We start from the raw sequence: 12,795 nt of genomic DNA, 5'->3' as shown, positions 1-12,795 counted from the left end.
CATGGGTATGGCTAAAGTGATCGCTGCTTATTCTAAGCAAAGTATTTCCGATAAAAATCCAATACTATCCGCTACCTTGCCAAATAATGAGCGTATTCAAATTGTCATTCCTCCAGCTGTAGAAAAAAACACTATCAGTATGACAATTCGTAAACCATCATCCCAAAGTTATTTACTCGAAGATCTAGCCAGTGAGGGTCTCTTTTCAATATGTGAACAGGTTTCTTTCACTCCATTGCATGACTATCAATCGCGTTTTAATGAACTCAAAAATATCGATCATGAATTAGCAATCGATTATTATAATAAAAATTTTGTTTCTTTTTTAAATCAAGCTGTGAAACTGCAAAAAAATATTCTTATTTCAGGGAAAACAGGATCTGGTAAAACAACGCTGTCAAAGGCATTGATTACTAAAATTCCTGATGATGAGCGTATTATAACTATTGAAGATACACCAGAATTAGTCGTACCACATCCTAATCATGTCTCTATGATCTATGCAAAAGATGGGCATGGTTTAGCTTCTATCGGGCCAAAAGAATTACTAGAATCTGCCTTACGAATGCGTCCTGATCGCATTCTTCTACAAGAGTTGCGAGATGGTACTGCTTTTTATTATATTCGCAATGTTAATTCAGGACATCCAGGTTCAATTACTACAGTTCATGCATCAACAGCACTCGCTGCATTTGAGCAAATGACGCTATTGGTTAAAGAAAGTGAAGGAGGAGGAGATTTAGAGCGCGATGATATTCGTGGGTTATTAATTTCAATGATCGATATTATCATTCAATGCAAACGAATTGAAGGAAAATTTAAAGTTACAGAAATTTATTATGATCCTTTTAAACAACGAAATATCTTTGGAGGTAATTAAATAAAAAAGTATAATATAAAATTTCACACTTCAAGATCAATATCTTGTACTCAAACGTTTGAAATTTTACAAGAATGCATGTTAAAAAGTGGTATTTATTAAAAATAATATTTGTGTAAATGATCATGAAAAAAACAAATTTAAAATCTCTACAAAAAGCTTTTAGGCCTTTAACAAAAAAGACAAAATCATTAAACTTATTTTCTTGCGATTATACTTATCCTGACAATAATACATTAATAAATAAATATGGGATAAAAGATTCTCAGTCTCTTGATAAGAAATGTGCGCGTGATTCAGAAAAAGCAGCTGTTTATTTGCGTCAAGAAACACTGCCAGAGAATTTTGATTCCTCCTATTTAAAATATTTGCATAAACGCTTATTTGCAAACACATTCGAATGGGCCGGATGTACTCGCGATCTTACATTTAAATTTGAAAATGGTATAACTGCTAACATCTCAAAGATGCAAGTACCAAATTCAGATGCTTTCTTCAAAGATAGTAAAAAAGTCTCAAAAAGTTTACATAAATTTGATCAAGTACTTTCTGAAAAAAATAATTTGCAAGATTTATCGCGCAAAGAATTTGTCGATGAAGCAGTAAAGCTTTTTTCCTTTCTCAACTATATACATCCATTTAGAGATGGCAATGGGCGTGCACAACAAATGTTTTTTGAAAAACTCGCAGAAGGTGCAGGCCATAAGCTCGATTTTTCAGTTGTGACAAAAAAACGCATGATACATGCTTGTAATAATACAATACCCGCAAAAGGTAATGTAAATTATGAAGCAATGCAACATTTGTTCGAAGATATTTCCAATCCAGAAAAAACGCGCATTTTAAAGGGCTATTTATGTTCTATGTCTAAGCATGAACGTAAGTTTTTAAATGATCAAATTATTATAACACCACGTGAAGATATAGACTATACGGGTATTTATAAGAATAGTAATGCAGATTCTATTATAATTGAAACATTAGACTTGTATATCGTATGCTGTAAAGATTATTTTACACCGGAACAACTTAAGGCATTGAAATTTGGTGATAAGATTACCTTTAAAATTCCCAAAAATAAAAATTTAAATCAAATTCTTATCCCAGCAGAAAAACTAACTTCTTTGACGTTAGAAGAAATGTTTAAAAAAGTTAAAGAGAGTGCTGTGCTTAAAGAAGATCGGAAAGAAATCAAACATTTATCAAAAATTGTTTATGGAAGTTCAAAAGTATTAAATCAAAGTATCGATATGATTAATCAAGAGCAAGGAGTGAGTGAAAAAATTGCTCAACAAATTTTAAAACATCCTCAATCTATTTCTAAGCTCGCTGGCTTTAAAATATGGTTTATAAAGAGTCCAAAACGCATAATAGCTGAAAGAAAGCTTTCATTACTTAGTCGAAAAATTAAAGATTACGGGTATGGTGTAGGACTTGTTAAAAATATGATCATTCGAAATCATGAAGTAGAACAAAAACGCCTTGCACAAGAAATAAAGTTGCCTAGTGAAGCAGTGCAAAATATCCTTAACATGTCTCAAAGTGAGAGACAAAAAACTTTAAACGGAGAAGATTGTGTTAAGATCCAAAAAGAGCTCTTCGACTTTTTATTGAAAATAGAGTCTCGTCTTTCAATAGATGAGAATAAAGCGCTCAAAATAGGTGATTATAAAAAAATAGCTCAAAGTATTAATATATCAGAACATAAAGCAAAAACACTTATAAAAACTGTTAGTGAAACAAAAAAAGTGTATCGACAACTTCAACAATTCAAAGTGAATAAGTTAAGACAGATGGCTATGGCAGTCTAATATACAAGATTTGTGTGATAAAGTTATCAATTATTTCCATGAGAAAAAAATTGTTCTTAAAAACAAAAAAAATAATATCAAAATAAAAGTATAACAAAGTAAAAACATATTTCTATTTTATAAATAAAAAAAAGAAAGAATTATGCTAATGAAACCACGTAGTAATTTGATATCGCTGGTATTAAATGTGGTTATAAAAAACGAAACTAACTTGATGGAATAATTAACTTTTTTAGAACTTAGAGTGAACAATGGTAGCACTTTTTGATACATCTTTAGCTCATAATTATATTTATCCTCACACTAAAACGTTAAAGAATAAATATGGTATAATGGACCATAAAAAACTTGAAAAGAGATGTAAACGTGATGCGAAAAAAATAGTCGATAGTTTACGTGACGAACCACTCCCAGAAAAATTTGATTCTTCTTATTTAAAATATCTTCATAAACGCTTGTTCGAGAGTGCATTCGAATGGGCTGGGTATACCCGTGATCTTTCATTTGCATTTGATGATGGTACTATTGCTCAAATGGTCATGATGAAACTTCCGGAAACAGATATTTATTTTGCACATGGGGACAAAATCCAAGAAAACTTAAAGAAATTTGATGAAATGCTTGCCTCAAAGAATAATTTGCAAGGTTTATCACGTGAAGATTTTATTGAGGAAGCAGTAAAGCTTTTTTCCTTTCTCAACTATATACATCCTTTTAGAGCTGGTAATGAACCTATACAGCGAATATTTTTTGAAAAACTCGCAGAAGGTGCAGGCCATAATCTTGATTTCTCAGTTGCAACAGAAAAGCGTATAATGCGTGCTTGTAGCGATGCAATGACTCTAAGTAGCGATATAGCTCATAAAACAATGAAATGCCTGTTTGAAGATATCTCTGATTCAGAGAAAGTACTTATTTTAAAGGATTTTTTTGACAGAATACCTAAAGTTGAGCTCCAACGTTTAAATAATGAATATGTTATAATGCCACAGGAAGGTATAACTTATACAGGTACTTATCAAGTAGGTGCTACAAATTCTATTATGTTCAAAACGGCTGATTCTCATATCCTATGCTTGAAAGAATATTTCAAGCCAGAACAACTCAAAACATTAAAACCTGGTGGTGAGCTTACATTTACAGTTCCAATGAAAAAAAACTTAGATCAAATTCTCATTCCAGGAGAAAAATTAGCTCCTTTAAAGGAAGAAGAAATAATTAAATGGACTAGAAAGGCTGATTGTGTTCAAAAACACCAAAGAGAAATTGATCGTTGCTTAGAGCTTATTTATCAAAACAGAATGGTATTAGATGAACATATGACGTGTATTCATAAATATCCTGAAACAGGTATACAGCTTGCCGAACAGATTAGAAAATCTCCTCACTCCATTTCTAAGCTCGCTGGCTTTAAAATATGGTTTATAAAGAGTCCAAGACGCAGAATGGCTGAAAATAATATTTTGGAGCTCACTCAAAAAATTGAAAAACATGTGCAAATTGTGAAATCTGTTAAAGATAAAATTTTTATAGAGCATAAAAAAGAACAAAAGCGTGTTGAACACGTAGTAAAAAAACCTAGCAAAGAAATACAAGAGGTTCTTAATTTGCCAAAAGATGAGCAAAAAAAGGTCTTAGAATCCTCTCCTTCACTTTACAAAGATCTCTGTAGTTTTCTAGATGAAGTAAATTCTCGTCTTTCAGTAAGCGAGCAAGAATACGTCAGTAATAAACAGGATATGAAATTTTCTTGCAGTGTTGGCGTATCAGAAAATCAAGCAAAGATGATTATAGACATAGTTAATAAAAGCGTAAAATTACACAACCAAATTAAAGCAATCAAAACTGATCGTTCGCAAGTAATGGCTATGGCCGTTTGAAAATACGAATTTTTGTTTTTATTCTTGTGTGGATGGGTGAAGATTGTGTGATAATAACTATCTCATAAAGAAGGGGAAATTGTTTCTGAGTAGCTACATAACGTCAAAAGAATATAACAAATCAAAAGCATATTTTTACAAAAGTTAATAAAAGAGAGAAGTTATGTATTCTGGTTATTATTATCCTGATAGTAAAGTATTAAAAAATAAATATAACATAATGAATAAAAAAGAATTAAACAGGCGATGTGCTAATGATACAAAAAGAATAATGATTGATCTGTATCAGGAGCGAGCACCAAAAGAATTTAATTCTTCTTATCTAAAATATCTTCATAAACGCTTATTTGAGAACTCATTCGAATGGGCGGGGTGTACTCGGGGTCGTTTGTTTCAATTTGCAGATGGTACAATTGCCAAAATGTTGGTACTACCAACACCAGATTTACAACATGAGTTTTTAGTTGGTTATAAAATCGAAGAAAACTTAGATAAATTTGATCAAGTGCTTTCTGAGAAAAATAATTTGCAAAACTTATCACGCAAAGAATTTGTCTATGAAGTAGTAGAGCTTTTTTCCTTTCTCAACTATATACATCCATTCAGAGATGGCAATGGACGTGCACAACGAATATTTTTTGCAAAACTTGCTGAAGCTGCAGGTCATAAGCTCGATTTTTCAGTTGTGACAAAAAAACGCATGATACATGCCTGTAGTAATACGATGCTTAAGAAGGCAAATTATGAAGCGATGGAGCATTTATTCGAAGATATATCTGATCCAGAAAAAGTATATATTTTACAAAAGGCTATCTACTACAACTCTCAGATTAAGCGCAAAAATCTGAATGATGAGATTGTTGTGGTAGCACGTGAAGGTATCATCTATAGCGGTATTTATAAAGAAAGTAATTTTGATTCTATTATGGTCGAAACAATGGGTTCTTATATCCTATGCTGTAAAGATTATTTTACACCAGAAAAACTCAAAGTACTAAAATCCGGTGATGAGCTTACCTTTAAAATTCCAATGAACAGAAGAAACTTAGATCAAATTTTCATTCCAAGAGAAAAATTAGTTCCTTTAGAGGAAGACAAAATAATTAAAAAGATTAAAGATGATTTCCGTGTTCAAGAAAGCGTAAAAAAAATCAAAGAGTTATCAGAATTGATTTACGGTAATCCTCTAATACTAGAAAAAAATATAAGTCTTATTAATGCAAATCCTAGAATAGCCGGAGAGTTTTCTCAACGTATTCTAAATACTCCTCAATCGATTTGTAAGATAAAGGGCAAAAAATTTTTGGGCATAAAGACATCAAGATACAAAACCCTTGAAAATAATAGTAAAATGCTTAGTATTGAAATTTCTAATTACGCAGATATAGTATCAGAAATTAGGCATGCAGTTATTAGAACACATAAAGCAAAAGAAAAACGCCTTGCACGAGCAGTAATGATGCCTGGCACAAAATTACAAAATCTACTTAATTTGTCTACAAGATTGCAACTAAGTGCTTTAAATGACTCTCCTGAAATTTATATAGAAATTAATAAATTCATACGTTCAGTTACCTTGCGTTTATCAACAAAAGAAAATCAAGATATAAAAAATGCTGATTATACAGCGCTTGCTGAAAGCATTGGAATATCAGAAAATAAAGCAAAACTAATTACAGAAACTGTTAATAAAGCCAATGCAGTTTTGGACATACTGCAACCTAAGCGTCCGAAAATGCAATATATGAGCATCTAAATTAAGGCTTTATATTTCATTTAACATTTATGAATAAGAATTATTTGTAATAATATTATGACTTTTAGAAGGTGTCACTTACATTATACATTCAGCTAATAAAGTGTGATTTTATGGCATGATAAAAGCAAAAGTAGGTCGTAATGAAATATAATAAAACACAATTATTTCTTATTTTAACGCCAATAATTTTAGGTAGTTTAATAATATTCCTTGTTCCTTATGTGTTATTATTTCTAATAAACGGATTACAGGATTATGAAAAATATTGGTATATTCGTTCAGAACCATTATTAGTGCAACTACTCGTTGTTGCTGTATCATTTATTTACACTATGTCGCAAAAGCTATATCTACGCAAAGCAATTACAATTGTTACAGCATTTTTTTTTACTGGTGTCTCTCTTTACTATCTTAACTGTGAAGTTAAACGCTTAAGTCCTTATATTGGCCAACGAGGAATAACATGGAGCTACGCTTTGCAGTTTATTGATGTCATGGTCATCTTTGGCATAATTGGCGGTATTCTTCTTTTAATAGCTCAATTCTTAACAACTACTTCGCTTAAAAATACAAAAGGAGTGAAGCGTGCCAAAAAAGGAGTTTTTGGTGATGCATCATGGATGAATTTAAGTGAAGCAAAAAAAATTTTTCCTGCGAACGGTCAAATTGTTGTTGGTGAAAGATACCGTGTTGACAAAGATAGTGTGCGTAACATTCCCTTTGCCCCCGGAGATAAGGCAACATGGGGAAAAGGTGGAACGTCACCCTTATTAACCTTTAATCTTGATTTTGGTTCAACTCATATGATTTTTTTTGCTGGTTCTGGCGGATATAAAACAACAAGTACAGTGATTCCAGTATGTTTAAAATATCCAGGTTCTATTATTTGCCTTGATCCTTCAACAGAAGTTGCACCAATGGTTCAATTGGCGCGTAAAAAGATGGAGAATAGAAATGTTATTGTTCTTGATCCAACTTCAATATCAACCAAAACTTTCAATGTTCTCGATTGGCTTTTAGATGATAGCGTACCTCGCACACAACGTGAAGCCAATATTGTAGGTTTTTCTAAACTGCTACTTACTGACAAAAAATCAGAAAATTCTTCAGCAGAATATTTTTCAACACAAGCACATAATCTTTTAACTGCTCTTCTTGCACATGTCATATTTTCTGATGAATACGATGACAGTGAGCGTAATCTAAAAACGTTGCGCAAAATTCTTTCTCAATCAGAAACGGTTGTTGTTAATCAATTGCGCAATATTCAAGATACATCACCTTCTCCTTTTATTCGTGAAATGGTTGGTATTTTCACAGAAATGGCAGATCAAACTTTTTCAGGTGTTTATACAACTGCCTCGAAAGATACTCAGTGGCTTTCTTTATCTAATTACGCAGATCTTGTTTGTGGTGATGATTTCTTGTCCTCAGATATAGCAGATGGGAATACAGATATTTTTCTTAATCTTCCTGCAAGTATTTTAAATAGTTATCCAGGTATTGGACGTGTGATTATTGGTGCTTTTTTAAATGCAATGGTTACAGCTGATGGGAATTATAAAAAGCGTGTTTTGTTTGTTTTGGATGAGGTTGATTTGCTTGGCTATATGAACATTTTAGAAGAAGCGCGTGACCGTGGACGTAAATATGGTATATCTTTAATGTTATTTTATCAATCCTCTGGTCAGTTAGTAAATCACTTTGGAAAGTCAGGAGCGCAATCATGGTTTGAGAGTTGTTCGTTTGTGAGTTATGCTGCTATTAAAGATTTACAAACAGCTAAAGATATTTCAGAGCGTTGTGGTCAAATGACTATCGAAGTGACTGGAGAAAGTAAATCTAAAGGACAATTTTTAAGAGGCTCTAAAAATATAAATTATCAACAAAGAGCGCTAATTTTACCTCATGAAATTATTCAAGAAATGCGACAAGATGAACAAATTATTCTTATGCAAGGGCAACCGCCTTTACGATGTGGACGAGCAATTTACTTCAGAAGAAAAGAGATGTTAGCTGCTACTGAAAAGAATCGCTTTGCTCCAAAAGGAAAGAAAAACTGATTAGAGATAGCAATGGGCGTGCACAACAAATGTTTTTTGAAAAACTCGCAGAAGGTGCAGGCCATAAGCTCGATTTTTCAGTTGTGACAAAAAAACGCATGATACATGCTTGTAATAATACAATACCCGCAAAAGGTAATGTAAATTATGAAGCAATGCAACATTTGTTCGAAGATATTTCCAATCCAGAAAAAACGCGCATTTTAAAGGGCTATTTATGTTCTATGTCTAAGCATGAACGTAAGTTTTTAAATGATCAAATTATTATAACACCACGTGAAGATATAGACTATACGGGTATTTATAAGAATAGTAATGCAGATTCTATTATAATTGAAACATTAGACTTGTATATCGTATGCTGTAAAGATTATTTTACACCGGAACAACTTAAGGCATTGAAATTTGGTGATAAGATTACCTTTAAAATTCCCAAAAATAAAAATTTAAATCAAATTCTTATCCCAGCAGAAAAACTAACTTCTTTGACGTTAGAAGAAATGTTTAAAAAAGTTAAAGAGAGTGCTGTGCTTAAAGAAGATCGGAAAGAAATCAAACATTTATCAAAAATTGTTTATGGAAGTTCAAAAGTATTAAATCAAAGTATCGATATGATTAATCAAGAGCAAGGAGTGAGTGAAAAAATTGCTCAACAAATTTTAAAACATCCTCAATCTATTTCTAAGCTCGCTGGCTTTAAAATATGGTTTATAAAGAGTCCAAAACGCATAATAGCTGAAAGAAAGCTTTCATTACTTAGTCGAAAAATTAAAGATTACGGGTATGGTGTAGGACTTGTTAAAAATATGATCATTCGAAATCATGAAGTAGAACAAAAACGCCTTGCACAAGAAATAAAGTTGCCTAGTGAAGCAGTGCAAAATATCCTTAACATGTCTCAAAGTGAGAGACAAAAAACTTTAAACGGAGAAGATTGTGTTAAGATCCAAAAAGAGCTCTTCGACTTTTTATTGAAAATAGAGTCTCGTCTTTCAATAGATGAGAATAAAGCGCTCAAAATAGGTGATTATAAAAAAATAGCTCAAAGTATTAATATATCAGAACATAAAGCAAAAACACTTATAAAAACTGTTAGTGAAACAAAAAAAGTGTATCGACAACTTCAACAATTCAAAGTGAATAAGTTAAGACAGATGGCTATGGCAGTCTAATATACAAGATTTGTGTGATAAAGTTATCAATTATTTCCATGAGAAAAAAATTGTTCTTAAAAACAAAAAAAATAATATCAAAATAAAAGTATAACAAAGTAAAAACATATTTCTATTTTATAAATAAAAAAAAGAAAGAATTATGCTAATGAAACCACGTAGTAATTTGATGTCCCTATCAGTAGAAGAACTCCAAAAGCGTCGCCAAATCGTTGATTCAGTGATTCATACTCATACTATTGAAAATATCGCTTTGCATTCTAATACAATTACAATTTTAGAACAATACGCAAAGGGAAACTATTCATTAAGTGAATTTAATGTTATCATGGACACTTTTGAGAAAATTATTCTGGATGATGTGGAAAAAGTGCAAGTGGAAGAAACTGTGCTACCATTTTACTCTGACCTCCCGTCATCCCACAATTATAATTATCCTCAGACTACCGTATTAAAAAATAAATATGGAATAATAGACATAGAAGCTCTGAACGCAGTAAACGGACATTGCACGGCAAAAGCAATGGTTAATTTATACTGTGAACCACTCCCAGAAAAATTTGATTCTTCTTATTTAAAATATCTTCATAAACGCTTGTTCGAGAATACATTTGAATGGGCTGGACACACTCGTGACCTTCCATTTGCATTTGATGATGGTACTATTGCCATTATGCCAACAATGCAAAAGGTAAACTCGAGAAGCGTTTTTGCAGAAAGTGAAAAAATTGTTAACTACCTAAATGATATGGATAAAACACTTGCACAACAGAATAATTTGCAAGGTTTACCGCGTCAGGCTTTTATTAATAAAGCAGCGGATATATTTGCTTTTCTTAATTATATACATCCATTTAGAGATGGGAATGGTCGCACGCAACGGATATTTTTTGAAAAACTTTCTGAAGCTGCGGGTTATCAATTAGACTTCTCAATTGTTACGGCAAGACGTATGATAGTTTGCAGTATGCTCTCTATGATGCATGCTGATACCCCGAGCAATATAAGTGTTATGAGACATATGTTTGAAGATATTTCAAATCCAAAAACAGTAAGTATTATGAAGGAATTCATAAGCTCCATGAGTAATATTGAGTATAAAGATGCTCAAAAAAAGATTATTTTAATGCCAAATAAAGGGAATATCTATGTAGGCGTTTATGAAAATGATAGCCCGGAATCTATTCTACTCAAAATGGATCGTGATTATATCAAAGTAGATTGTGATTATATTTTAGAACCAATTTATATGATATTCAAAAAAGATTATTTTTTACCAGAGCAAATTAAGGCGTTAAAATCTGGTGATACACTAGATTTTGAATTTCCAACAAACAAAGATATAAAAGACATTCTTATTCCAAAAGAAATATTAGCTCCTTTAACATCAGATCAAATTAGTGAAAGGGTTATGAATCATCATGCTATTCTATTAAAGCAAAGACAAGTTAATATTTATGCAAAACGTGTTTATAAAAAGCTAGAAAAATTCAATGAAAAGATGGAGCTCATTAGTGAAAGTGGAAATTTTGATAAAACGCTTATAAAGCAGATAGCTGATTCTCCTGAATCTATTTCTAAATTAGCAGGTAAAAAAATATTAGGCTTTAAAAATTCAAAATACAAAACAGCTGAACAAAATATTGAAACACTTACTCAACAGATTAGTGGCTATGGCAGTATTGTAAAAAGTGTGAGATATGAAATTATTCGACAGCATCTAGTAAAGCAACAACATCTGATGACAGTAGTGAAAATGCCCAGCAAAGAATTACAGGATATTTTCAATTTGTCAAAGGATATGCAGAAAGAAGCTTTAAATTCCTCTCCTTCATTGCAAAAAGAACTTAATACTTTTATACAAGAAGTTCATTACCGTCTTACACCAAGCGAGCGTACATGGCTATGTGATGGTAATTATCAATTGCTAGCTGAAAGCATTGGTATATCAGAAAGTAAAGCGAAGAAAATTCAAAAGCTTTTTACGCAAGGCAAGCAATTACAGAGCTTGTTAAAAAGAGTCAAGCTTAATAATTTAAAAGTAATGAATATAGCTAGTTAAAAATATGAGGATTTATAATTCATTTAATATTTATGGTGGCACAATTGTTGTAACAACATTCCGTTCATGAAAAAGCAGAAATGTTTTACATAAGTTATTTAAGTTTCTAAATAATAATAGATACGTAACAAATAAGCAAACATGCTTCTATTTTATAAAAATAGGTAAAGAAAAGGAGGATTTTATGAAAAAAAAATCAACTGATTATTCTACATCTTTGACGCCAGAAGAATTACAAAAACGCCGTGAAGCAGTTGATGCAGCTATCAGCACACATGCAATTGAAGGCATCACTCTTCATTCTAAAACGCTTGAAATTTTAGAAGGATATGCTAGGGGAGAATACTCATTAGAAGAGTTTAATACTCTTATGGACAATGCAAAGCTATAAAGAGCTAATCATAGACAATAAATGTTGAGATAAACAACTAATAATACTTTGTTATCTTTAGCTTGCGGTTATATTGATTTTTGTAGCAATATATTAGCAAATAAACATGACATAAAAAAAATCTCAGTATTTTAATCAGAAGTGTGCGTATGATCAGAATGTGCATCTGTTTATTTTTGTCAAGAAATGCTGTCAGAAAAGTTTGGTTTTTCCCATTTACAATATCTTCATAAATGCTTACTTGAGAACATGTTCGGATAGATTGGATGTATTGCAATTTTACATTTAAATTTGAAAATGACATAACCAAATAACATCTTAGAGACGCAAATATCAAACTCAGATGCTTTTCATTAAGGTCTATATTATTTTATGAGTAAAATTAATTTACGCTTCTCATCAAGAGAACATAGTACACTCAATGGTTATATAAAATTCGCTAAATTCTGCTTAATCATTATAAATGTCTTATCATCATTTTTTGATTGATTTATTTTGAACTTCTAAAATATAAGGTATATTTTCGGAGTTTTATCAAAAATTTCTGCAATTGCCCTCCTTGTACTTTCTGATATGCTAATATTTTCAGAGAGTACTTTATAAGCGATTTAGTTTACTACAATAAACTGTTTTTCAAGGTTAAATACTACTTTTTCTACAGCTGGAGGAATGACAATTTGAATACGCTCATTATTTGGCAAGGTAGCGGATAGTATTGGATTTTTATCGGAAATACTTTGCTTAGAATAAGCAGCGATCACTTTAGCCATACCCATG

8 protein-coding genes and 1 pseudogene are annotated in these 12,795 nt (G+C 31.5%); 8 read left to right on the top strand and 1 reads right to left on the bottom strand.

Features of this window, described 5'->3' with window-relative positions; translation table 11 throughout:
- The 8 genes from virB11 to M4Z11_RS06905 all read left to right on the top strand — a co-directional run.
- Positions 1 to 880, top strand: an 880-nt coding sequence (gene virB11, locus M4Z11_RS06940) for a P-type DNA transfer ATPase VirB11 (RefSeq protein ID WP_249677914.1), incomplete at its 5' end; no start/stop codon positions are given.
- A gap of 125 nt (positions 881 to 1,005) precedes the next feature.
- The gene (locus M4Z11_RS06935) at positions 1,006 to 2,691 is read left to right on the top strand and encodes a BID domain-containing T4SS effector (protein ID WP_249677912.1); all 1,686 of its coding nucleotides are present in this window, start codon (positions 1,006 to 1,008) and stop codon (positions 2,689 to 2,691) included.
- 251 nt (positions 2,692 to 2,942) lie between these two features.
- Positions 2,943 to 4,571 (top strand): BID domain-containing T4SS effector, encoded by a 1,629-nt coding sequence (locus M4Z11_RS06930; protein ID WP_249677911.1) that lies wholly within the window; start codon positions 2,943 to 2,945, stop codon positions 4,569 to 4,571.
- Positions 4,572 to 4,734: 163 nt separating this feature from the next.
- Complete coding sequence (locus M4Z11_RS06925) at positions 4,735 to 6,327, top strand: BID domain-containing T4SS effector (protein ID WP_249677908.1); 1,593 nt, start codon at positions 4,735 to 4,737, stop codon at positions 6,325 to 6,327.
- A gap of 143 nt (positions 6,328 to 6,470) precedes the next feature.
- Positions 6,471 to 8,393, top strand: a complete 1,923-nt coding sequence (traG, locus tag M4Z11_RS06920; protein ID WP_249677906.1) for a Ti-type conjugative transfer system protein TraG — start codon at positions 6,471 to 6,473, stop codon at positions 8,391 to 8,393.
- A 29-nt stretch (positions 8,394 to 8,422) separates the two neighbouring features.
- Positions 8,423 to 9,565 carry a BID domain-containing T4SS effector gene (locus M4Z11_RS06915; protein WP_249677903.1) on the top strand — a complete coding sequence of 381 codons (1,143 nt, stop codon included), beginning with the start codon at positions 8,423 to 8,425 and terminating at the stop codon, positions 9,563 to 9,565.
- A 148-nt stretch (positions 9,566 to 9,713) separates the two neighbouring features.
- Entirely contained in the window at positions 9,714 to 11,627 is a 1,914-nt protein-coding gene (locus M4Z11_RS06910) for a BID domain-containing T4SS effector (protein WP_249677901.1), read from the top strand.
- A 184-nt stretch (positions 11,628 to 11,811) separates the two neighbouring features.
- Positions 11,812 to 12,018: an antitoxin VbhA family protein gene (locus tag M4Z11_RS06905; protein ID WP_249677897.1), complete on the top strand. Its 207-nt coding sequence runs from the start codon at positions 11,812 to 11,814 to the stop codon at positions 12,016 to 12,018.
- Between the two features lie 650 nt (positions 12,019 to 12,668).
- Here M4Z11_RS06905 and M4Z11_RS06900 read toward each other — a convergent pair.
- A pseudogene (locus tag M4Z11_RS06900) lies at positions 12,669 to 12,795 on the bottom strand (P-type DNA transfer ATPase VirB11); the annotation flags it as partial.

Origin of the sequence: Bartonella bilalgolemi (genome assembly GCF_023500045.1) — a bacterium.
Classification (GTDB): domain Bacteria; phylum Pseudomonadota; class Alphaproteobacteria; order Rhizobiales; family Rhizobiaceae; genus Bartonella; species Bartonella bilalgolemii.
Note: the sequence above shows the minus strand (reverse complement) of the source record. Positions and strands in the feature narration are given on the sequence as shown.

Bases quoted from the DNA above. Each gene is read 5' to 3' on its own strand.
- M4Z11_RS06930 (WP_249677911.1), top strand. From the start codon at position 2,943: ATGGTAGCACTTTTTGATACATCTTTAGCTCATAATTATATTTATCCT.
- M4Z11_RS06915 (WP_249677903.1), top strand. From the start codon at position 8,423: ATGTTTTTTGAAAAACTCGCAGAAGGTGCAGGCCATAAGCTCGATTTT.
- M4Z11_RS06935 (WP_249677912.1), top strand. From the start codon at position 1,006: ATGAAAAAAACAAATTTAAAATCTCTACAAAAAGCTTTTAGGCCTTTA.
- traG (WP_249677906.1), top strand. From the start codon at position 6,471: ATGAAATATAATAAAACACAATTATTTCTTATTTTAACGCCAATAATT.
- M4Z11_RS06910 (WP_249677901.1), top strand. From the start codon at position 9,714: ATGAAACCACGTAGTAATTTGATGTCCCTATCAGTAGAAGAACTCCAA.
- M4Z11_RS06905 (WP_249677897.1), top strand. From the start codon at position 11,812: ATGAAAAAAAAATCAACTGATTATTCTACATCTTTGACGCCAGAAGAA.
- M4Z11_RS06925 (WP_249677908.1), top strand. From the start codon at position 4,735: ATGTATTCTGGTTATTATTATCCTGATAGTAAAGTATTAAAAAATAAA.